General features: G+C 39.9%; 20 protein-coding genes. 7 read left to right on the top strand and 13 right to left on the bottom strand.

All coding sequences use genetic code 11. From position 1 onward, the window contains the following. Positions 1-5 precede the first annotated feature (5 nt). The 3 genes from nrdR to glnK form a co-directional block, all read right to left on the bottom strand. Positions 6-464, bottom strand: coding sequence for a transcriptional regulator NrdR (gene nrdR / locus J678_RS0104500; protein WP_004710970.1), 459 nt, complete (start codon positions 462-464; stop codon positions 6-8). A gap of 160 nt (positions 465-624) precedes the next feature. Beyond that, positions 625-2,019 (bottom strand): ammonium transporter, encoded by a 1,395-nt coding sequence (locus J678_RS18615; protein WP_031956165.1) that lies wholly within the window; start codon positions 2,017-2,019, stop codon positions 625-627. A gap of 57 nt (positions 2,020-2,076) precedes the next feature. Further along, positions 2,077-2,415, bottom strand: coding sequence for a P-II family nitrogen regulator (gene glnK, locus J678_RS18610; RefSeq protein WP_000780326.1), 339 nt, complete (start codon positions 2,413-2,415; stop codon positions 2,077-2,079). 279 nt (positions 2,416-2,694) lie between these two features. On the opposite strand from glnK, the gene J678_RS18605 reads away from it, so the two are divergent. After that, the gene (locus J678_RS18605; protein ID WP_002048939.1) at positions 2,695-2,922 is read left to right on the top strand and encodes an accessory factor UbiK family protein; all 228 of its coding nucleotides are present in this window, start codon (positions 2,695-2,697) and stop codon (positions 2,920-2,922) included. Between the two features lie 65 nt (positions 2,923-2,987). Next, entirely contained in the window at positions 2,988-4,475 is a 1,488-nt protein-coding gene (locus J678_RS18600; protein WP_031956164.1) for a YifB family Mg chelatase-like AAA ATPase, read from the top strand. 29 nt (positions 4,476-4,504) lie between these two features. On the opposite strand, the gene J678_RS18595 is transcribed toward J678_RS18600, so the two are convergent. Next, positions 4,505-5,929, bottom strand: coding sequence for a PLP-dependent aminotransferase family protein (locus tag J678_RS18595; protein WP_031956162.1), 1,425 nt, complete (start codon positions 5,927-5,929; stop codon positions 4,505-4,507). A gap of 111 nt (positions 5,930-6,040) precedes the next feature. Here J678_RS18595 and J678_RS18590 point away from each other — a divergent pair, with 111 nt between their 5' ends. Together J678_RS18590 and J678_RS18585 are read left to right on the top strand one after the other, a co-directional pair. Next, the gene (locus J678_RS18590) at positions 6,041-6,817 is read left to right on the top strand and encodes an aldolase (protein ID WP_004883678.1); all 777 of its coding nucleotides are present in this window, start codon (positions 6,041-6,043) and stop codon (positions 6,815-6,817) included. Between the two features lie 15 nt (positions 6,818-6,832). Further along, positions 6,833-7,711, top strand: coding sequence for a dihydrodipicolinate synthase family protein (locus tag J678_RS18585; RefSeq protein ID WP_031956161.1), 879 nt, complete (start codon positions 6,833-6,835; stop codon positions 7,709-7,711). 42 nt (positions 7,712-7,753) lie between these two features. Here J678_RS18585 and J678_RS18580 read toward each other — a convergent pair whose 3' ends face one another. Beyond that, on the bottom strand, positions 7,754-8,575 hold the full coding sequence (locus J678_RS18580) for a TorF family putative porin (RefSeq protein ID WP_002048960.1): 822 nt from the start codon (positions 8,573-8,575) through the stop codon (positions 7,754-7,756). A 964-nt stretch (positions 8,576-9,539) separates the two neighbouring features. Here J678_RS18580 and J678_RS18575 point away from each other — a divergent pair. Then, positions 9,540-10,856: an OprD family outer membrane porin gene (locus tag J678_RS18575; protein ID WP_032027432.1), complete on the top strand. Its 1,317-nt coding sequence runs from the start codon at positions 9,540-9,542 to the stop codon at positions 10,854-10,856. 107 nt (positions 10,857-10,963) lie between these two features. Here the strand turns inward: J678_RS18575 and ppa are convergent, their stop codons facing one another. Next, entirely contained in the window at positions 10,964-11,491 is a 528-nt protein-coding gene (gene ppa, locus J678_RS18570; RefSeq protein ID WP_002048945.1) for an inorganic diphosphatase, read from the bottom strand. 127 nt (positions 11,492-11,618) lie between these two features. Continuing rightward, positions 11,619-12,017, bottom strand: a complete 399-nt coding sequence (locus J678_RS18565) for an MAPEG family protein (protein ID WP_031956158.1) — start codon at positions 12,015-12,017, stop codon at positions 11,619-11,621. A gap of 106 nt (positions 12,018-12,123) precedes the next feature. On the opposite strand from J678_RS18565, the gene J678_RS18560 reads away from it, so the two are divergent. Next, positions 12,124-12,507, top strand: coding sequence for a hypothetical protein (locus tag J678_RS18560; RefSeq protein ID WP_002048951.1), 384 nt, complete (start codon positions 12,124-12,126; stop codon positions 12,505-12,507). A 41-nt stretch (positions 12,508-12,548) separates the two neighbouring features. On the opposite strand, the gene J678_RS18555 is transcribed toward J678_RS18560, so the two are convergent. The 6 genes from J678_RS18555 to J678_RS18530 form a co-directional block, all read right to left on the bottom strand. Next, positions 12,549-14,228 carry a long-chain-fatty-acid--CoA ligase gene (locus J678_RS18555; protein ID WP_031956157.1) on the bottom strand — a complete coding sequence of 560 codons (1,680 nt, stop codon included), beginning with the start codon at positions 14,226-14,228 and terminating at the stop codon, positions 12,549-12,551. A gap of 297 nt (positions 14,229-14,525) precedes the next feature. After that, positions 14,526-16,745, bottom strand: coding sequence for a DNA topoisomerase IV subunit A (parC, locus tag J678_RS18550; RefSeq protein WP_031956156.1), 2,220 nt, complete (start codon positions 16,743-16,745; stop codon positions 14,526-14,528). A 153-nt stretch (positions 16,746-16,898) separates the two neighbouring features. Continuing rightward, complete coding sequence (locus tag J678_RS18545; protein ID WP_031956155.1) at positions 16,899-18,218, bottom strand: MFS transporter; 1,320 nt, start codon at positions 18,216-18,218, stop codon at positions 16,899-16,901. Positions 18,219-18,300: 82 nt separating this feature from the next. Beyond that, positions 18,301-18,945, bottom strand: coding sequence for a trimeric intracellular cation channel family protein (locus J678_RS18540; protein ID WP_002048969.1), 645 nt, complete (start codon positions 18,943-18,945; stop codon positions 18,301-18,303). A 45-nt stretch (positions 18,946-18,990) separates the two neighbouring features. Beyond that, the gene (locus J678_RS18535) at positions 18,991-19,458 is read right to left on the bottom strand and encodes a YchJ family protein (protein ID WP_031956153.1); all 468 of its coding nucleotides are present in this window, start codon (positions 19,456-19,458) and stop codon (positions 18,991-18,993) included. 71 nt (positions 19,459-19,529) lie between these two features. Further along, on the bottom strand, positions 19,530-21,122 hold the full coding sequence (locus tag J678_RS18530; protein WP_031956152.1) for a TerC family protein: 1,593 nt from the start codon (positions 21,120-21,122) through the stop codon (positions 19,530-19,532). Positions 21,123-21,448: 326 nt separating this feature from the next. Between J678_RS18530 and J678_RS18525 the strand changes: the two genes are divergently transcribed. After that, entirely contained in the window at positions 21,449-22,072 is a 624-nt protein-coding gene (locus tag J678_RS18525; protein ID WP_001089658.1) for a TIGR00730 family Rossman fold protein, read from the top strand. Positions 22,073-22,128 lie beyond the last annotated feature (56 nt).

Here is a 22,128-nt window from a genome sequence, read left to right as displayed (position 1 = left end):
AATGATTAATGTTCACGTTGTTGCATTTGCTCAATTTGACGGCGAAACGCTTCAACATCCTGAAAGTCTTGATAAACCGAAGCAAAACGAACATAGGCAACATGATCAAGTGCAAATAAAGATTGCATGACAATTTCACCAATAGTTCTAGACTTAACATCACGTTCACCTAAACGGCGAATCTGCAATTGAATATCACTCAGAACCGTTTCGATCTGCTCTTGTGTCACTGGACGCTTTTGTAAAGCATGCATAAGTGAACGACGTAGCTTGGCTTCATCGAACGGTTCATTCTTTCCATTCGATTTGATCACACGGGGCATCACCACTTCATAGCTTTCAAAAGTGGTAAAACGTTCACCGCAAACTACACACTCACGACGTCGACGAATCTGACAGCCTTCTGCGGCCAGCCGAGAATCGATGACTTTACTATCTGCGGCGTTGCAAAATGGACAATGCATAGCGGACTTAATAGGGTCAATTACTTTGACCTAGTGTAGCAAAATTTCTACGCTTACTGAACCAGCATTCTATGAGACAAAAAAACAGCCCTGAGCCAGATCAAAGCATCGCTTTGATCACAGCCCAAGACTGTTTTTAGTACAGCAAATATATTATGAATTATTCAATACGTTCGCCATGTTGGCTTAAATCCAGACCCATACGTTCATCATCGGCATTAACACGCAGACCAATCACCACATCAATTACTTTAAGAATAATGAAGGTTGCAATACCGCTGTAAACCATAGTTGCAAGTACACCTTCAACTTGTACCCACAATTGGCCTGCAAATGTTGGTGCTAAAGTCACACTAGCTGCTTTAATGATTTCATCACTATAGAACACGCCAGTTAAAATCGCGCCGACAATACCACCTACTGCATGTAAACCAAAGGCATCCAATGCATCATCCGCTTTGAGTAAACGTTTAAGTGCTGTAATACCCCAGAAGCAGACTACACCACCGATTAAGCCCATCACTAGAGCTCCGCCTACGCCGACGAAACCTGCTGCTGGTGTAATCACAACCAAACCAGCCACAGCACCAGATGCACCACCTAATACAGAAGCTTTACCACGAATCATACGTTCTACAACTAACCAAGAGAAGGCAGCAGCAGCGGCAGCAACTTGAGTCACTAAAATTGCCATACTTGCACGAGCACCAGCGCCTAACGCACTACCACCATTAAAGCCGAACCAACCTACCCAAAGTAAGCTTGCACCGATTACAGTTAAAGTTAAGTTATGCGGTGCCATAGATTCACGGCCAAGGCCAATACGTTTACCAAGCATGTAAGCTGCGACTAAACCAGCAACACCAGAGTTGATATGTACAACTGTACCACCAGCAAAATCTAATGCGCCTGCTTTAAATAACCAACCATCTGTTGCCCACACCCAGTGAGTAATTGGCGCATAAACCACAAGTACCCAAATTGTAATAAAGGCCATGAAAGCTGAATATTTCATACGGTCAGCAATCGAACCACTCAAAATTGCGACAGTAATGATGGCAAAAGTCATTTGGAAAATAACAAATAAGCTTTCAGGAATTGTTCCACTTAGTGCGTTAAAACCTACGCCATTGAGCATAGCTTTAGACAAGTCACCAAAGTATGCACCTGTGCCAGAGAACGCGAGTGAATAACCAGCAATCACCCAAAGCAAACTTACCAAAATTGCAGCAGAAAGGCTGAACATCATGGTACTTAATACGTTTTTCTTACGGACCATACCGCCGTAGAACAATGCCAAACCAGGAATCGTCATCAACAGTACTAAAGCTGTTGAAACTAAAATCCAAGATGTATCGCCTGTATCGAGTTTTGGTGTCGGTGCTGGAGCTGCCGGAGTTGCGGCTGCTGGTGCTGCTGCAGTTGTTGCAGGTGCTGCAGACGTTGATGTTGCTGTAACCTCAGATGTCGGTGTTGTTACAGTCTCTTCTGCCCAAGCGGCAGTACCACCCAAAAGTGCGCCTGTTAGACTCAGCGCCATAAGCATTTTTTTCATTCGTGTCCCCCAACCTCATTTGCGAGCTATTTATTGCTCAGCAAGCTTTGTGCCAATTTAGACAGCATCTGGTCCTGTTTCACCCGTACGGATACGGATGACTTGTTCCAGGTTAGTCACAAAAATCTTACCGTCGCCGATTTTCCCAGTGCTTGCCACACGAGTAATTGACTCAATTACTGCGTCGACCATTTCATCGCTAATCGCAATTTCGATTTTTACTTTAGGTAAGAAATCAACCACATACTCCGCGCCGCGGTAAAGTTCTGTATGCCCTTTTTGACGACCAAAACCTTTAACTTCAGTTACGGTAATCCCTTGTACACCAATGTCAGAGAGTGCTTCACGCACATCATCCAATTTAAACGGTTTTACAATTGCAGTTACAAGCTTCATGTTTGTTTCCTTCGGCTTCTTTTCACCAGTAAGGTTTTATGTTCAATTTTCATGCCAATATTTCAAAGGTTGGAGGAGATGAATCTTTTGCATGAGCTTTCTTTATAACCTATTTAGTTATCAAGATGTAGATGAGCTACTAAAAATAAAATGAATTTGCAGTCCTGTTTTTATTTCATTTTATCGTTATCCAATATGGAAAAGCCAAGAAGCCTATATACGAGGTTCAAGCAGTGTTAAACTGGCAAGCATAAGGTAATACAACAGTTTGGATATCTCATGCTAGAAACTCTATTACAGGCTATTTTGGAACAAATTGACGAGCCTAAAAAAGATTTAGAAAAAAACTTACGTGCATTATTAAATGAAACTGTCGAGAAATTAGACCTCGTGTCTAAACAAGAAATCGAAAGACAAAAAACTGCACTTCATTTAGCCAACCAACGTTTAGAAGAGCTACAAAAACAAGTAAGTCTATTAGAAGAAACTTTAAAGAATAAAAAATAAGCACCAATGTAGCGCACTTATACTTTACAACGATTAAAAATTAAGCACCACAATGGAACAAGAAGATGTCTTTTTCTAAAATTTATACTCGGGGACTTTTAGGCTTACATGCGCCTCTCATTGAAGTAGAGGTACATGTGAGTCAAGGCTTACCTTCTCTAACGATCGTAGGGCTTGCTGAAGCAGCAGTCAGGGAGAGTAAGGACAGGGTTCGCTCAGCCATTATTAATAGTGGATTTCAGTTTCCGACTAAACGGCTGACTATTAATCTTGCTCCCGCAGATTTGCCCAAAGATGGTTCACGTTTAGATTTACCGATTGCATTAGGGATATTAATTGCCTCAGGTCAGCTTCCAGAGAACTGCACTGAAGACTTTGAATTTATTGGAGAGTTAGCACTAGATGGTCATGTAAGACCTATTTCAGGTGCTTTAACTTTGGCAATGGCCTGCCAACAAGCCCAGCATAAAATTGTTTTACCCCAAGATAATAGTCAGGATATTAGTCATTTACCAAATCTTGAGTGTTATCCGGTTAGTCATTTAAAAGAAGTTTGTGAACACTTTTTAGGAAATACCAAGCTATCTCAGGTGCAATCATCTTCCCGCTCAAATGACATGCCGTATAAATTTGACCTTGCTGATGTAAAAGGTCAGCTACGTCCACGTCGTGCACTGGAAATTGCAGCTGCTGGAGGGCACTCCCTGCTCTTTAAAGGACCACCGGGTACAGGTAAGACTTTACTCGCCTCACGTCTTCCTTCAATTTTACCACCACTTTCTACTCAAGAAACGCTTGAAGTTGCGAGTATTTATTCGATTTCAAATACACCGCATATTTTTGGACAGCGCCCTTTTCGTGCACCCCACCATACAGCCTCAGCAATTGCACTAGTTGGGGGCGGTTCTCATCCTAAACCGGGTGAAATTACCTTATCTCACTTAGGGGTTCTCTTTTTAGATGAATTACCCGAGTTTGATCGCAAAGTATTAGAAGTCTTACGCCAGCCGCTTGAGTCAAAAGAAATTATCATTTCACGGGCAGCCCGGCAAATTACCTATCCTGCCAACTTTCAGCTTATAGCAGCAATGAACCCCTGCCCATGTGGTTACGCATTTAATCAAGACAGTCGTTGTCAGTGTTCACGCGAAAGTATTAAGCGCTATCAAAATCGTATATCGGGGCCATTACTTGACCGCATCGATTTACATATCGATGTACCGCCATTAAAAGCTCAGGAACTACAAGATCCAACACCCGCCGAAGATTCAACAACTGTGCGACAACGTGTGATTTATGCTTATGAACAACAAATAAAAAGGCAGGATTGTTTGAATCAGGCACTTTCACCGAAACAATTAGAACAATTCGCTGTCCTAGATGACGCGTCACAGCGAATGATTGAAATGGCTCAGCAACGTTTAAATTTATCTGCACGTGCTTATCATCGTGTTTTACGGGTTGCTCGCACCATTGCCGATTTGTCTCAAAGTGAGATGATTCAAAGTGCTCACCTTACAGAAGCACTCTCTTATCGAGGCAATCATTCTTAAAATAAAACAGCGGATTATGTGTCCGCTGTTCATTTATTTTTATTAAAAATATTGTTTAAGTTTTCAATTAAAGCCGTAATTTCTTTCTCTGATAAAGCTGCAAAACCGAAGCGGATACTACGATTAGGGTGTTCTCCCTGTTTAAACTTATGCTCTGTATCAATATTGAATTCTTTTAAGTTTATAAGCTGATCTTGGGTAAATGTTTTCTGAAATTTCACCCACAAAGCCATTCCACCCGCGGGAGGTTGTATATGAACAGTCTCAGCAAAAACTCGTTGAAACTCAGCTAAGGCATGATCGCGACGTAACTGATAAATCTTTTTCATTTTACGTATGTGTCGTTTGATCTCTCCTCTCTGCATTAAATCCGCTAAAGCGAGTTCCGTAATATTATTGCCCTGCCGGTCAATCAATAAAACATCTTCAGTAATGGAGTGAATGATGGGGGGAGCTGCCACGATGTAGCCTAACCGAATACCAGGTGCAAAAACTTTAGACAATGAGCCCACATGAATGACTAACTCAGAGTGAGGTAAGCTCGCTAAGGGTGGCATAGGCCGACTGTCATAGTGAAATTCATGGTCATAGTCATCTTCAATAATGTAAAACCCCCATTTTTTTGAAAGCTCTAAGAGTTGAAGACGACGAATCATTGGCATGGTAACGGTTGTAGGGTACTGATGATGTGGCGTTGTATAGATGGCAGCGACAGAATATTCTTGTAAAATCCGTCCCAAATCTTCAATGACAATACCTTGCCCATCTAATTTGACAGTAACAACCTGAAAACCATTTGACTGAAATGCCTTAAAAGCAGATGGGTAATACAGCTCTTCAACGACAATGACGCCTTGGCGGTTTGGTAACGCGCGCGATGCAAGAAAAATTCCCATCTGGCTTCCACGTACAACACAAATCTCATCTTCGGCAACATTCATAAAACGTTCCATCGATAGCATTTGTTGCAAGGCTTGTCTTAACTCAATCATTCCTCTTGGATCACCATATCCCATGTACTGATTTTGCGTAATTTTAATGAGTGCATGCCGATAGGCCCTCGAAAATAATTCGTATGGAATAAGCCTCGGATCTGGCACACCATCGTTATGTGGACGTTGAATCACTTCTTGAATAATTGGCTTATCATTAACTTTTAGCTCAGATACTGACTCTATTTGAAGCTTTTTTTCCGGCAAAACATCTGCCACAAATGTGCCTTTTCGGGGGCGAGTCACTAGCCATCCTTGTGCCTCTAATTCCTCATATGCCGCTTGTACCGTTTTCCGATTAATTCCTAGTTCTTTTGACAAGCTACGAGACCCCGGTAGCATAGTTCCCTGTACTAAACGCCCATTTAAAATTTCTTGGCTAATCAAGTTAGTAAGCTTTAAAAAAACTGTTTTTTCTTCTCTTTCATCGATACGAAAATGTACTTGCCAAGGTCTTAGCATATTCGCCCCATCTGGACCATATAACTTATAAAAACTGGATGTATTGATTCATCCAGTTTTTTTCTATTCTGCCTTCACCTACTTAATTTGGTCAACTGGACTGGAGAAGAGATGAAGACTGCTTCTGTAAACAAACAAGAGCTGATGCAACATGCACAGCAAGACATGCAAAAGTGGATTAGCGACTCAGATTTAACTGATCGTCAAAAGCTTGCACTTACTTGTCGTATTTTATTTGATCATGGTCATGATGCTGGTTTAGCGGGACAAATTACTTGCCGTAGTGAAAATAAAGAAACTTTTATTACTCAGCGTTTCGGATTAGGTTTTGATGAAATTACTGCTTCAAACTTACTTGAAGTAAATCAAGATCTAGAACCCATCAATCAAGAAGGAATGGCAAACCCAGCCAACCGTTTTCACACTTGGATTTATAAAGAACATCCAGAGGTGAATTGCATTATTCACACACATCCCACCCATGTAGCTGCTTTATCTATGCTACAGATTCCACTCATGATTTCTCAAATGGACGTCTGCGCACTTTATGAGGACTGCTCATTTGTAGGTCATTGGCCAGGTGTTCCTGTGGGTAATGAAGAAGGTATTTTAATTTCCTCTGCTCTGGGTAAAAACCGCGCTGTTTTGTTGTCTCACCACGGCCAACTGGTCACAGGAAAAACCATTGAAGAAGCATGTAACTTGGCTCTTTTAATTGAACGCGCAGCCCAACTGCAACTACTGGCAATGTCTGCCGGACAAATTCAGCCTATCCCCCACAGTCTAGCAACAGAAGCACATGACTGGGTATCTACCGATAAACGCAACAAAGTGAACTTTGCTTACTACGCACGTAAAGCTTTGAAAAACCATTCTGACTGTATTTAAAAAGAGACTTCGACCATGAAACTAAAAGGCATTATTGGCTCCCCTGTTACTCCATTTTCTGATGACAACACCATTAATTTTCCTGTTCTAAAACAAATGCTGAATTTGCTTATTGAAAATGGTTGCGATGCAATTGCACCTTTAGGCAGTACAGGCGAAAGCGCTTATCTTGAATGGGATGAATGGTGCTTAGTCGCAAAAACCTCAATTGAAAGCATTAATAAGCGCGTGCCTGTCATTATTGGAATTTCAGAACTCACCACTGATCAAGCCATCAAAAAAGCCCAGATCGCGCAAAGCTATGGTGCAGATGCACTTATGGTGATTCCTGTATCTTATTGGAAACTAACTGATCAAGAGATTTTTGAATATTATCAAGCGATTGCTCAGGCCACGAGTTTACCGATTATGGTGTATAACAACCCTGCAACCAGTGGCGTTGATATGTCTCCAGAGTTAATTGTGCGTATGTTTAACAACATCGCAAATATCACGATGGTAAAAGAAAGCAGCGGCGATATTCAGCGCATGCATAAAATTTATGAACTATCAAAAGGTGAACTTCCGTTTTATAACGGTTGTAATCCTCTAGCTTTAGAGGCCTTATGTGCGGGAGCAAGCGGTTGGTGTACAGCAGCACCAAACTTGCTAGGTCAACAACCTCAACAGCTTATTCAACACATCAAAAATGGTGAATTAGAGCAAGCTCAGAAGTCATTTTACCAACAACTTCCTGTCCTACGTTTTATCGTAACTGGTGGTTTGCCTAAAACAATTAAAGCAGGTTTACAGTTAAAAGGTATTTCTGCGGGGTCACCACGTAAGCCTTTGTTTAAAGCCACGAATATTGAGCTTAATCAGTTAAAACAACTACTTTCTGAAATAGAAAACTAATAAAAAAGCGGGTTGATTTACCCGCTTTTTTACAACATAAACTTAGAAAGTTTTAGTTAAACTAAATACTAGGCCAGCGTCATAAGGCTTTTTCTGAGCATCAGTCATACCAGAAGTACTCACATCGGTACCCACTACGTCTAATTCAGCCAAAATACCTAAAATGTTACGATTTACACCAACTTTATAATCGATATAGCTGTCGTCTGTACCAGGACCGCCCGCAACTACGGCTAAAGCCTCTTTATTTTTGAATTTGTTATAACCAACTGATGCAAGTCCAGTAAATCCAGTGTTTGCAATTGGTGCCGAATAACCTACGTTAAAATACCAGAACTGTTTAGAGTTCGCCCAGTAGTCATTTGAATAGTTAACGCCCACACTGAGTGCATCGCCTTTAAATAAAGAATCGGCAAACGTTAACTTACCGTAAACTTCATTAAAATCTAATCCATTTTTGCCATCGTAACCAATACCGTTACGGTCAAAACTATGGCCCGAACCAATGTAACCATAATGAATCACACCTACATCATAAGTTGGCGCAAGCTTATCGGATAACTTTAACGTATTGGTATAACCCAAAGCGACATCAGTTTCAGTTGAGTTACCTGTTACACCAAAATCAACACTTGAACCCCAAAGCGATAAATAAGCACCTGATTTATGAGAAAAAGTAAAACCACCTTGAATGGCAGGGTTATTTGAAGATTGTGTAACACCACGGAAACGATAATCTGTGGTTGCTGCTACGCTACCTGTTGTCGTGATTCCATAGAAAGATGGAGCACTTTCAGCCATAACCATGGTTGAACCTGCTGTGAGTACGCCGACTGCTACTGCTTTAAGTGCAAATTTCATCATTTTGATCTCCCCCACAATGAACGCACGATTTAATTGAATTAAACAAATTTTGTTACTTAAGCTTTAGCAATTGCTGTGCCAAGTCCATATTTCGTATCGCTGGGCTGCATAAGTTTTGAAATCAAATTCTTTTTAAAATGAAAATATCGCCTAACACTCATAGAAATATATTTATAAAAAACAAATATATAGAATAGATTTATTACAAATCTAAAAATACTCAACATAGAAAAACCCCTTATCGGAAATTAGTAACCGAGGTAAGAAGTATTCCTTTGATACGCGTAAATTTTCTATTTAGATCTAAAGCTGAGATATAAAAAGTATGTAAATTATTGAAGGCGGTAGATGAAATGATCTGTGATTGAGCATTTTTGCTTACTTCATTTCTGTATTTATTTCTGAGTTAAAGTCGATGAACTATTTTGGGTCTTTTTTAGGCACCCATATAAATAAAAAAAGTACTGCACAGAATTTATGCAAAATATCGCACTAGATTTGATCAGTTCAATTAAATTCTATTGGCTTATTATAACAATCGGTTCATATATACAGTACTTCTAAAAATAATGTTATACAGTAACAATTTATAAGTAGGCTTAAAATAAATCGTTGAAAAAATCAACTCAAAGCAAGGTTAAAAAGTAAACATATCCAGCAAAAAAGGATAAAAAATGAACACAAGAATCACGTATTTTTTGAAGTTTGACTATAAAATAAATGGTAAAAATCAACTAAAAAATAAATTACTTTTTTTATTTTAAACAATACATTAAGTATAAAAGGCTATGAGTAAATTTACTAAATAACCGGTAGCACATTAATCAATTTCTGCATAGCATATATAAAATAAAATCAACAAAAATATATCTTTTTTATAGATTACTTATACAATTGATGGAAATCCTAGGCCCTGAACTATAACAAGGCACAGGATTTATCGTTTTTATGAGGTTCTTTAAATATGCTAAATGCACAAAAACTTACATTAGCAGTTCTCATTTCTGCGGCAATAATTTCCTCAGCTCAGGCAAGCGAGCAAAGTGAGGCAAAAGGATTTGTTGAAGATGCGAACGGTTCTATTCTCTTCCGTACAGGTTATCTAACTCGCGACAAAAAACAAGGCGCGAAAGATACTAGTTCATTTGCTCAATCGGCAATTGTAAATCTTGAATCTGGCTTTACCCCTGGTATTGTTGGTTTCGGTGTAGGCGTTGTTGGTGACGGCTCATTTAAAATCGGTGAAAATAATAATGCCGGTAACCAAATGATTCCTAAGCACAATGATGGTTCAGCTTACGATCATTGGGGCCGTGGTGGCGGTAGCGTTAAAGCTCGTTTCTCAAATACGACTGTACGTTATGGTACTCAAGTACTCGATTTACCAGTTTTAGCAAGTAACACTGGCCGTATGGTTCCTGAATACTTTACAGGTACTTTATTAACAAGCCATGAAATCAAGAACCTTGAATTAGTAGCTGGTAAATTCACTAAAGACCAAATGTCTGATCAAATTAATACCGATGCTGATGTATTTGGTAAAGGTCTTGATCGTGCAATCGTTTGGGGCGGTAAATACAAGTTTGATGATAACTTAAATGCCTCTTACTATGGTTTAGATAGCAAAAATAAACTTGAACGTCATTATGCTAATGTGAACTATAAACAGCCTTTGGCTAATGACAGTTCATTAACTTATGATTTCAGTGGATACCATACTAAGTTTGATGCAAATGCACGCACTTATTCAGCAACTGGCTTTGTAGCACCAGATTATGCTGATAATGGTAAAGCAGGCGAAGAAAAGACCAACAATATTTGGGCAATTTCAGGAACTTATGCTACTGGTCCACACAGTGTGATGCTTGCTTACCAACAAAACACTGGGAATGTTGGTTATGACTATGGTCAAAACGCTGACGGTTTCCAAAGTATTTATTTACCAAACTCTTATATGTCTGATTTCATTGGTAACCACGAGAAATCTGCACAAATTCAATACAACGTTGATTTCGGTAAATTAGGCGTATTACCTGGTTTGAACTGGACAACTGCATTTGTATACGGTTGGGACATCAAAGTTCGTGATGTAACTGACAATGCTCAAGAGCGCGAATTCTTCAACCAAGTAAAATACACAGTTCAAAGTGGTTTTGCTAAAGATGCAAGTCTTCGTGTCCGTAACTCTTATTACCGTGCAAGTGATGCTTACCAAGGTGCGTACATCGGTGATACAAACGAATGGCGTATCTTCCTTGATATCCCTGTGAAATTATTCTAATTCATAGATCTATCAAGCATAAAAAAACCTACCTCTGTTAACACAGGTAGGTTTTTTATTGAGCCTAGAATATCAATTGAGACACACTAAACTCATAAAATCAGAACTTATTTTTTAGCAGCTTCGATTGCTTTCAATACTTCAGCTTTAGCAACGTCCGCACCTTCCCAACCGCTGATTTTTACCCATTTGCCTGGTTCTAAATCTTTATAGTGGCTGAAGAAATGCTCAACTTGGCTAATCAACAATGGAGGAAGATCTGTATATTCCTTCACGTCTTTGTAAAGTGGAGATAATTTCTCATGTGGAACCGCGATTAATTTCGCGTCGATACCACCGTCATCTTCCATGTTTAATTTACCCACTGGACGGCAACGAATTACAGAGCCAGCAGCAACAGGATGCGGAGTTACAACAAGTACGTCTAATGGGTCGCCATCTTCAGACAAAGTATTTGGTACATAACCATAGTTTGCTGGATAGAACATTGCTGTGCCCATGAAACGGTCTACAAACAATGCATCAGAATCTTTGTCAATTTCATATTTAATTGGCGCTGCATTTGCAGGAATTTCAATGATGACATAGATGTCATTTGGTGCATCTTTACCTGCTGGGATATTGCTGTAACTCATATCAATACTCTTTCGTTATGAAGTCAGATGTAAAATCCACTCGATTATAACGTGGATATCATCAAAATGATGCCGATTATACAATGCGCACACGCGAAAGTTGATATGAATGGTGACAGAATGACACTCAAGTCAACTTAATTATCACGATCAACAAGAATATTGGGCATAACAATGATAAAAACCAGACAATCGAGCGTAAAGTTGCCCAATTACTCAAGTAACAAATGCCATAAATCACGCGCAAAATAATATATGCCCAGCCCAGTCTCAAAATAAAGTACTCAGGCACCACCATATATTCAGCCATCAGAATAGCTGTTAAAAATAAAGGTAAACTTTCAAAACTGTTTTGTTGTACTGCATTTGCCCGAGCAGCGATCCCCTTTGTATTAGCAAGAAAATCTCTTGGGTTCTGATTATCAGAGGGCTGAAAACCACCCTTAAATTTTGCAATTACGGTAAATGCGTATGGCAGCAAACATGCCACTAAAATAATATAGATAATGCTGCTGATGCCGTGCATAGTGCCATCCATCACTGAAAATACTGTTGATCATGCTATCATAACTCATCGTTTTTACCTGAAATTTTATGCAATCGCATGTCATCACTGATTTATAGGGCTATGTATGCAACAACCTGATCAAAAAGAATTGCTCGAGGTCTTAGAAAAGCAAAAGAAGAACCAGCTTCAGGTAGATCTTATCTTCAAAATTGTATTACCAATTGTCGCTTTTTTACTGAGTGTGATTTGCGCGAATTTTAATTGGCAATCGACACTGGGTACCTTTGTCATTTTGACAATCACTTTTATTGCAGTAGGTGTCAAAAGACTTCCTTTATGGCATTGGCTGATTGTAATTACCGTGTATTGTCTGATAGATAATTACCTTAGTTATGGCCAACTTGACTTGTCTCACTTACGCCTACAACTCGGCACAATGATTATTTTTGTGGGTATGGTTGGAATCGGCCGTCCTTATGTAGACCGCTGGTTTATGAAAAGCCACTAAATAAAAAAGCGCCCTACGGCGCTTTTTTTAATCACTAACGATTAAGCAGGTTTACGTAGATCTTTACGTAAAATTTTACCTACATTTGATTTTGGTAATTCATCCATAAACTCAACATAACGAGGGCGTTTGTAGCCTGTTAAGTTTTCTTTAGCAAAGTTCAAAATTTCTTCTGTGGTCAAGCTTGGATCTTTTTTCACAATAAAGAGTTTTGGTACTTCACCTGATTTTTCATCTGGAACACCAATTGCAGCAACTTCCAACACTTTTGGATGTTTAGCAATAACTTCTTCAATTTCACTTGGATAAACGTTAAAGCCTGAAACCAAAATCATATCTTTTTTACGGTCTACAATTTTTGTATATCCACGGCTGTCCATTACACCAATGTCACCAGTACGGAAGAAGCCGTCAGGTGTCATCACTTTAGCGGTCTCATCTGGACGGTTCCAATAGCCTTTCATCACTTGAGGACCACGGATGGAGATTTCACCTTGTTCACCTAAAGGTAATTCTTTACCGTCATCATCTAAAATAGCAACTTCTGTTAAAGGTAATGGAATACCAATCGTGCCGCTAAATTCAGTAGAAGCTGGAGGGTTTGCAGTCGCTACCGGAGAAGTTTCTGATAAACCGTAACCTTCAATAATGGTAGTGCCAGTAATTTTCTTCCAAGCTTCTGCTGTAGAAGGTAAAACTGCCATACCACCGCCCATTGCCATTTTTAAATTGCTATGGTCAAGTTGTTTGAACTCTTCATTATTTACCAAGGCATTAAACAATGTATTTACTGCTGGGAAGAAAGAAGGTTGGTATTTACGTAATTCCTTAATCACGGCTGGTAAATCACGCGGGTTCGGAATCAGGATATTTGCCTGTCCTTTGTACATGCCGTACATCGCACAAACCATGAATGCAAAAATATGGTAAAGCGGTAATGCACAAACGATACGATCGCCTTTAGCACCATCATTTGCACCAAATTTACTTTGGAAAATACCGTCACACTGTAAAAGGTTAGCAACCAAATTACGATGCGTCAGCTCAGCACCTTTTGAAACGCCTGTTGTACCACCCGTATATTGAAGCACAGCAGTATCACTTAAAGTTAAAGTCGGGCGTTTATAATTGCTTGGGTTTTCTTTATTTAATGCGCTATTAAATTTAACATGGCCAGGAATATTCCAAGCTGGAATTTGTTTACGCACTTTACGTAAAACAAAGTTCACTAAAGTACCTTTTAGTGTACCCAACATGTCTCCAACAGAAGCAACTACAACATGCTTGACTGGAGTTTTACCTAAAATACTTTGATAAACACTCGCAAAGTTTTCAATAATGACGAGAACTTCAGCACCTGAGTCATTTAACTGATGTTCAAGCTCACGTGCTGTGTATAGCGGGTTAACATTCACTAAAATCAAGCCAGCACGGAAGACTGCCAATGCCACTACCGGGTACTGCAATACGTTTGGCATCATTACTGCAACACGCGTACCTTTTGCTAACCCCAAGTTTTGCAAATAGGTCGCGAACTTACGGCTTGCAAGTTCCAACTCGTTAAATGACATGGCTTTATCCATAAAGATAAAGGCATCACGAGAACCAAATTTTTGGAAATTACGCTCAAAAATATCAACAAGTGAGGTATTTTCTGCAGGCAATGCTACTGTTTCTGGAATCCCTGTCTTTTGGTATTCTGCAAACCAAATCTTTTCCATAATGCCATTATCTCCGATTCGTAATCCTTAGTAATAACTGTTATTCAATGCCCCAGCTATTCTTTAGCTTCTTGGTGCCAGAACATATTTAAAACTTATTGGCACATTCATGACACTTTCGAACAAGATTATGAGACAGAAGTTTTGACAATTTGACCCTGCCAAATTTTTTGCATGGAGTACAAATTATGTACTCCAAATTGCTGCCCTTTTAATCATTATTCCATACCAACAAGTTCAGTTCACTGCTTGAACTTGTTGCCATATATAGCGTATTTATGTTGCCAGACGCTAGCTTTATCTCTGAATCAACAGTTTATTTGCTTTTTGATATCCACGTGGTAAGAGCTGACCTTTCGAAGCACGTTTACCCATGTATTTTTGTAGATCATCACCTTTTAATTTGAGATGTTGTTGACCTGCAACCACCTGAATTATTTCATCTAAGTTCAGGGTTGTCATGGATAAAATTTGCTCTTTGGCTTCAAGTTGTATCAACTTATTACCTTTACCTTTATTTAAATTTGGTAGCTCGGCCAAATCTAAAATTAACAAACGCCCTGCTGAGCTCAGTACAGCCAAATGCGTCATATTTTGGGCAGAAATGAGTGGTAGAGCTTTTGACTTCTCTGGTACCGTTAGAAATGTCTTACCGGCTTTCGCAGTGGTATCTAATTGCTTAGTTTGAGTTTTAAAACCGTAACCTGCGGAACTTGCAGCAATCAATTCAGACTCATCATCATCTAAATAAACCTGAATAAACGATACACCACTTGCTGGAGAAAGCTTAGAACTTAATGGATCCCCCAAGCCTCTGGCTGAAGGCAAATTGCTAATCGGTAAGGCATAACTACGCCCTGTTTCATCAAGGAAATAAACTCGTTGATTGGTTTTACCGACAGCATGACTTAAATATTGGTCCCCTGCGCGATAGTTCAGATTTACAGCATCAACATCTGCACCTTTTGCCGCACGGACCCAGCCAGCTTCAGACAACACAACTGTTACCGTTTCGGCTGGCATTAAATCCTGTTCTTTAATTTGAACCGCTTCAGCACGTGCAACAATTGGAGAACGGCGCTCATCACCGAACTTTTTCGCATCTTCTTTTAGTTCACCAATAATCAGATTTTTTAGAGATTCAGGATTTTCGAGTTGTTCACGAATAATGGCAGCTTTCGCCGAAAGCTCATCTTGTTCATGACGGATTTCCATCTCTTCAAGTTTTGCCAAATGACGTAATTTAAGCTCTAAAATTGCTTCGGCCTGTATCTCATCAATATTGAAGTGTTCCATCAACACTGGTTTAGGCTGATCTTCTTCACGAATAATACGAATAACAGTATCAATATCGAGATAAGCAATTAAAAGACCTGCCAAAATATGCAGACGCTTTTCAATCCGGTTTAAATGATACTGCAAACGGCGAGTTACCGTTTTTTTACGGATCTCAATCCATTCCAGCAAAATACGACGAATCGATTTAACTTGAGGGCGGCCATCTTCACCAATCATGTTCAAGTTGACACGATAGCTTGATTCTAAATCGGTGGTCGCAAATAAGTGACTCATCACTGCTTCCGCATCAATACGGTTAGAACGCAGCACAATCACGAGTCTTGTTGGGTTTTCATGATCCGACTCATCACGCACATCAACGACCAATGGCAGCTTTTTAGCCTGCATCTGGTCAGCAATTTGAGTAATCACCTTAGAACCAGAGACTTGATATGGCAGCTCAGTAATCACAATTTCATGCTTTTCAACAGAATAAACCGCTCTCATGCGGTAGCTACCACGACCAGTGGTCTGGATTTTAAGTAACTCTTCTGGCGGAGTAATAATTTCAGCTTTGGTTGGTAAGTCTGGAGCCGGAATATATTCAGCTAATTTTTCGTCCGAGGTTTGCGGATTACGGATTAAGGCAATTGTTCCTTTTACCACTTCACGCAAATTATGCGGTGGAATATCGGTGGCCATACCTACAGCAATACCTGTCGTACCATTAAGAAGAATATTAGGTACACGTGCAGGTAAAGTGATCGGTTCTTTTAAAGAACCATCAAAGTTATCTTGCCATTCGCTGGTGCCTTGGCCTAATTCGCTCAGCAATAATTCACTATAAGCCGAGAGTTTGGCTTCTGTATAACGCATCGCAGCAAAAGACTTAGGGTCATCAGGTGAACCCCAGTTCCCCTGACCTTCAATTAAAGGATAGCGGTAACTAAATGGCTGAGCCATTAAGACCATGGCTTCATAACATGCCGAGTCACCATGTGGGTGGTATTTACCAAGTACATCACCCACTGTACGCGCTGATTTTTTTGGCTTGCCACTGCTTTTTAAGCCTAGCTCGCTCATAGCATAGACAATACGGCGCTGTACGGGCTTTAAGCCATCACTGATATGCGGCAATGCACGGTCCATAATGACGTACATGGCATAATTCAAGTAAGCCTGTTCAGTAAATTCGGCTACAGAGCGGTTTTCTGTCGCATGATGCGCAAGGCTGGTCATAGTCAGCTTATCTTCCAAATCAGTCGTTATTTTAAGTGTGTATTATGCTAAGTGGGCTATGTTACAGACACAAGGGGGACTCTGTCACCTGAGCGTCAAATTGTGTCTTATCTCTCTATATTTTTAGTTACTTGCTATAAAGTTAGGCAAAAACTATAGCCCGATCGACTCTAACCTTTTACCTTGAGTCTCTTCACCTAATACCAAAATAACTAAGGCCACAGCAAGTAAAACAATAGTAAACATCATAAAAACGTGATTAAACCCGTTTTTGGCGACCATCATATGTGTCACGACCATTGGCGCGACAATGCCACCAATACGCCCCATTGCCGATGCCCAACCCGAACCAAAGGCCCGAATGTTGGCTGGATATTGTTCTGGTGTGTAGGTATATAACACTCCCCATGCCCCCAAATTAAAGAATGACATGAGACAGCCCCAAAACATAATGCTATTTACACTGTCGGCTTGTCCAAAGAAATATGCCGACAAAGCACAAAAACCGATAAATGCAGCAAGTGTGATTTTTCGACCTAAACGTTCGACAAACCAAGCGGCTGCCAAGTAGCCTGGTAACTGCGCCAAAATCATAAGCAATACATATTCAAATGATTTGACAATGTCGTAACCTTGTTTCACCAATAAACTCGGTAACCACGTGAAGATACCGTAATAGGAATACACAATTCCAAACCAGATCAGCCAGAGCATTAGACTTCTGCGAGCAAATTGGCCACTCCAGAGCTGTTTAAATGAAACTTTTTGTCGCATCGCCACAGGCACGACTTCAATATGATGAACAATTTGCACACCTGCTTTAGCTTCTAGTTTTTGTACAAGTGCATGCGCTTCTTCAATACGACCACGGTTAATTAGATACGGTATCGACTCAGGGACTTTTTTCCAAATCACTAAAATATAAATAAGTGGAAGACCTCCCACAAGAAAGGCAATATGCCAGCCAAATTTAGGAATAATAAAATAAGAAATGAGCGCAGCAACCAGCCAGCCTAATCCCCAAAAGCTTTCAAGCAGAACAATAAACCGTCCACGAACATGAGCAGGAACATATTCACTGACCAATGTAACTGCTACAGGTAACTGTCCACCTAGCCCTAGTCCCACAATAAAACGAAAAATTAATAGCCACTTCAGATCTGGAGCAAAAGCACATAAGGCAGTCGCAATACTATAGATGGCCATAGTCATCGCAAATACAGTTTTTCGGCCAAAACGATCTGCCAAGGCACCAGAACAAACTGCTCCTATGGCCATTCCCACAAAGCCAATACTGACAATCCAGCCACTTTCAACTGGTGTTAATGACCAGTCTTTAACAAGGGTCGTCATAATAAAAGCGATAATACCGGTATCCATCGCATCAAACATCCAACCTAAACCCACTACCCATAAAAGCGTGTAGTGAAATTTGCCAATTGGAAGATTTTGTATACGTGAAACCAGATCCATAGGAACAACTCTACTGGAAAGAATAAGTGGACAAGACCATATATAGAATTGTTATATCATGCCCACATGAAGTTCTGCATGATTAATGTTCGTCGGTTGAAGAAGCCGACTCTGCATCATCATCTTTATAAATAAATTTAGGCATTTCCAAACCAAAATAAATGGCAATTAAACGAAGCGTAAAACCAAATACCAAAGTTGAAATAACAGTAAGTTCTAGACTTAAACCTAAATCTAGACAGACCCAATAGCAAATAACAGCAACAAAAGAAATACTTGCATACAGCTCACGGCGGAAAACAAACGGGACATCGTTACATAAGATGTCACGTAAAATACCCCCCGAAACTCCCGTTAAAACGCCTGCTACAGCCGACACGACAAAGCCATGTCCCATTTGTAAGGCAATCTGGCAACCAATAATGGTAAATCCAATCAAACCTAAAGCATCAAGTACCAAGAAAATGTTATGTAAATGGCGCATCCACTTGGCAATAATGATGGTAACAAAAGCAGCACAACACGTTAAAACTAAATATTCAGGATGCTTTACCCACGTTAAGGGATAGTGTCCAAGGAGTACATCACGTACAGAACCACCACCCAAGGCCGTCACACAGGCAATCAGTACAACACCGAACCAGTCCATACTCCGTCTCCCAGCAGACAATGCACCAGTCATGGCTTCGGCAGTAATCGCAATAATATAAATAACGGTGAGTAACATTGCCCTTTCCTTCAGGCCAAACGGTGGGCGTATTTTAAGATAAAGTTATAGGAATTGTGCACAGCATTGCTTAAATTTTTTTCCTGAACCACAGATACACGGTTGTTTCATGGTGACCTGCATATCGACCGTTGGATCAAGGAAAAACCATTGCTGCTGGTGATATACAAAATGTGAAACTTCATGATGGATTTGAGCACTTTTTCCATCGTGATAATGAGCCTTAAACTCGACCTGTGCATGAGTTTTGTCTAATTTTTCTTTGGCCTGTATGACTTCTAAACCGAGCCATTGATTTTGTTTACTCCATTCGGCAATCGCCTCTTTATCAAGAGCAGCTTGCTGATCTAAAGCCGTCGTTTGAACAATATAATCGATTTGCTGCAATGCAAAAGCGCTATAGCGTGAACGCATAAGCTGCTCTGCGGTAAGTGCTTTTGCTGTGCCTAAATGTAAAGGCTCACAACATTCTGCATAGCTACCTTTTCCACATGGACAAGATTGTTGGGTCATTCGATACTTCTCAAATAAAAAATAGCTCAAAGTTGAGCTATTTTATGATGTTTCTAAATTTGAAACGCAATTTAATCTTTCGTTTCATCTTGTTCGATAGAAACAATATGAACTTTCTCGATCTTGTGGCCTTCCATGGTGACAACTTCAAAGCGATAACCATCCGCTTCAACAGTTTCACCATTTTCAGGTAAGCGACCTAAATGGAATAACAAATAACCCGATAAAGTAGAATACTGTTCACTTTCATCTACCAAATCACGACCGAGTAAAAGCGATACATGGCGAATATCGGTTGAACCTTCAAGTATTAACGAACCATCTTCTAAACTTTCAGCTGCTGCATCTAGTTCATCTTCATCAGGGAACTCACCCGCAATTGCTTCTAAAATATCAATTGGTGTCGCAATACCTTCAATTGAACCATATTCATTTAGAACAATCGCCATTTGCAAAGGAGCCTGACGCAATTGTTCCATCACCATAAGCACTTGAGCATTTTCATGCACAATGACTGGCTCACGTAAGTACTTTTGAAAATCAACAACGCCTGTTTCAATGAAGCCATTTAGAACTTTATGCGTAAGCGCGATACCTTCAATATTATCAAGTTCACCACGAGCAACAATTAAACGTGAATGTGTCATCGACATTAAACGTTCTTTCAAAACTTCTGGTTCATCATCTAAGTCAATCCATTCAAGCTCAGGTCGTGGAGTCATCACCGACTTTACTGGGCGTTCAGATAACCCAAGTACGCCTTGTACAAGCACACTATGGTAAGCACCATTTTCTTCATCAAAGACTTCATCGGCAAAAGCTTGAGTAGCCAATACATCTTCTTTATCAGCCGTTTGGGCATCTGAAGTAGAACCGCTATTTTTACTGCCTAACATACGTAAAACCGCAGAAGCTGTGCGATAACGTAAATCTGTAGTCGTCACTAGCTTTTCTTGATTGCGACGCATGGTTTGGTTGATCATTTCAACTAAAATCGAGAAACCAATCGCAGCATATAAGTAACCCTTCGGAATATGGAAACCAAAACCTTCCACCACCAACGAGAAACCAATCATCATTAAGAAGCCAAGACACAGAATAACGACTGTTGGGTGCTTATTTACAAAGTCCATGAGTGGTCTTGAAGCCCACAGCATAATACCCACAGCAATCACAACAGCAACCATCATGATTGAAAGCTCTTTGACCATACCTACAGCAGTAATTACGCTGTCTAGTGAGAATACGGCATCAAGCACTACAATCTGGACAATCACCATCCAGAACGCAGCATGAACTGGATTATCTTCTTTATGAAGCTGTTTACCTTCCATGCGCTCATGCAATTCCATGGTGCCTTTAAATAACAAGAACACACCACCGAATAACAAGATCAAATCACGGCCAGAGAATGGATGGTCAAAAATATGGAAAAGTGGTTGGGTGAGTGTCACAACCCAAGCAATTGAAGCTAACAGAATAAGACGCATTCCCAAAGCGAGTATTAAACCCACTATACGTGCCTTAGTACGTTGTTCTGGCGGTAACTTTTCAGCCAAAATAGCAATAAAGACGAGGTTATCGATCCCTAGTACGATTTCAAGAACAATTAATGTAGCTAAGCCTACCCAAGCAGACGGATCAGACATCCATTCAAAGATCATTGATCCTGCTCCTGTGCTGGGTGGATTTTATCTTTATTGGGCAACACAACAGGCGTGCCTAGACAAAGGGGGAATAATGTTTTTTTAGGACAAGAAATTAAAACGGAGCGACTACAACCACTACCCATATTTGTTCATATGTTGTTAAACGAATTTTCAGTATAGGCAAGATTTAACATAAATTCATCATTTTTATTTGATCATTATATGTATTCACCAAACCCATACAAAACATGAATCTTTCCTATAAAACTGCTTATAAAGTTGTCATATTTTTTGCTTAGTGTAGACAAGAAATATGAACGTGATAAGGTGAAAATAAAGCAATGAATAGCGTATTAACAATGGCAGTAAATGATTCACCAATAACATCTGTAAAAACAACACAACCTCTTATTGCATTATATTGTGGCTCACGAGCAGGAAATAACCCGATTTATCGCGAAAAGGCAATTGAATTAGCCAGCGGAATTGCTGAACAAGGTTTTGGTTTGGTCTACGGCGGTGCCAGCATTGGTCTAATGGGACAAGTTGCAGAAAGCGTACTTGCCCATGGTGGAGAAGCTGTAGGTGTCATTCCTGAATTTATGCTTGATTATGAAGTGGCTCATGCAGGATTGACCGAACTGCATGTGGTCGAAACCATGCATGAACGTAAAGCCATGATGGCAGAGCGTGCGAGTGCTTTTATCGCACTACCTGGTGGTTTGGGAACATTCGAAGAAATTTTGGAAATTGCGACGTGGGGTCAACTCAATCAGCATCAAAAACCTATGATTTTATATAACGTAAATGGTTTTTATAATGCATTAATTGCTCAATTAGACCATGCAGTCCAAGAAGGCTTCCTCCCTCTCCAGCATCGAGCTAAATTAATTGTATGTGAAGAAATCGATCAAATTTATAACGTCATTAAAAATTTAAAAATGCCAAAAAGATTTGTTGTGTAAACTCTCCTATCTCAATAAAAAAGCGGTTCTTCCGCTTTTTTTGTTTTAACTATTTT

Source organism: Acinetobacter sp. 1424608 (assembly GCF_000588255.1).
In the GTDB taxonomy this organism is placed as follows: Bacteria; Pseudomonadota; Gammaproteobacteria; order Pseudomonadales; family Moraxellaceae; genus Acinetobacter; species Acinetobacter nosocomialis.
Note: the sequence above shows the minus strand (reverse complement) of the source record. Positions and strands in the feature narration are given on the sequence as shown.

Bases quoted from the DNA above. Each gene is read 5' to 3' on its own strand.
- nrdR (WP_004710970.1), bottom strand. From the start codon at position 464: ATGCATTGTCCATTTTGCAACGCCGCAGATAGTAAAGTCATCGATTCT.
- J678_RS18615 (WP_031956165.1), bottom strand. From the start codon at position 2,019: ATGAAAAAAATGCTTATGGCGCTGAGTCTAACAGGCGCACTTTTGGGT.
- glnK (WP_000780326.1), bottom strand. From the start codon at position 2,415: ATGAAGCTTGTAACTGCAATTGTAAAACCGTTTAAATTGGATGATGTG.
- J678_RS18605 (WP_002048939.1), top strand. From the start codon at position 2,695: ATGCTAGAAACTCTATTACAGGCTATTTTGGAACAAATTGACGAGCCT.
- J678_RS18600 (WP_031956164.1), top strand. From the start codon at position 2,988: ATGTCTTTTTCTAAAATTTATACTCGGGGACTTTTAGGCTTACATGCG.
- J678_RS18595 (WP_031956162.1), bottom strand. From the start codon at position 5,929: ATGCTAAGACCTTGGCAAGTACATTTTCGTATCGATGAAAGAGAAGAA.
- J678_RS18590 (WP_004883678.1), top strand. From the start codon at position 6,041: ATGAAGACTGCTTCTGTAAACAAACAAGAGCTGATGCAACATGCACAG.
- J678_RS18585 (WP_031956161.1), top strand. From the start codon at position 6,833: ATGAAACTAAAAGGCATTATTGGCTCCCCTGTTACTCCATTTTCTGAT.
- J678_RS18580 (WP_002048960.1), bottom strand. From the start codon at position 8,575: ATGATGAAATTTGCACTTAAAGCAGTAGCAGTCGGCGTACTCACAGCA.
- J678_RS18575 (WP_032027432.1), top strand. From the start codon at position 9,540: ATGCTAAATGCACAAAAACTTACATTAGCAGTTCTCATTTCTGCGGCA.
- ppa (WP_002048945.1), bottom strand. From the start codon at position 11,491: ATGAGTTACAGCAATATCCCAGCAGGTAAAGATGCACCAAATGACATC.
- J678_RS18565 (WP_031956158.1), bottom strand. From the start codon at position 12,017: ATGCACGGCATCAGCAGCATTATCTATATTATTTTAGTGGCATGTTTG.
- J678_RS18560 (WP_002048951.1), top strand. From the start codon at position 12,124: ATGCAACAACCTGATCAAAAAGAATTGCTCGAGGTCTTAGAAAAGCAA.
- J678_RS18555 (WP_031956157.1), bottom strand. From the start codon at position 14,228: ATGGAAAAGATTTGGTTTGCAGAATACCAAAAGACAGGGATTCCAGAA.
- parC (WP_031956156.1), bottom strand. From the start codon at position 16,745: ATGACCAGCCTTGCGCATCATGCGACAGAAAACCGCTCTGTAGCCGAA.
- J678_RS18545 (WP_031956155.1), bottom strand. From the start codon at position 18,218: ATGGATCTGGTTTCACGTATACAAAATCTTCCAATTGGCAAATTTCAC.
- J678_RS18540 (WP_002048969.1), bottom strand. From the start codon at position 18,945: ATGTTACTCACCGTTATTTATATTATTGCGATTACTGCCGAAGCCATG.
- J678_RS18535 (WP_031956153.1), bottom strand. From the start codon at position 19,458: ATGACCCAACAATCTTGTCCATGTGGAAAAGGTAGCTATGCAGAATGT.
- J678_RS18530 (WP_031956152.1), bottom strand. From the start codon at position 21,122: ATGATCTTTGAATGGATGTCTGATCCGTCTGCTTGGGTAGGCTTAGCT.
- J678_RS18525 (WP_001089658.1), top strand. From the start codon at position 21,449: ATGAATAGCGTATTAACAATGGCAGTAAATGATTCACCAATAACATCT.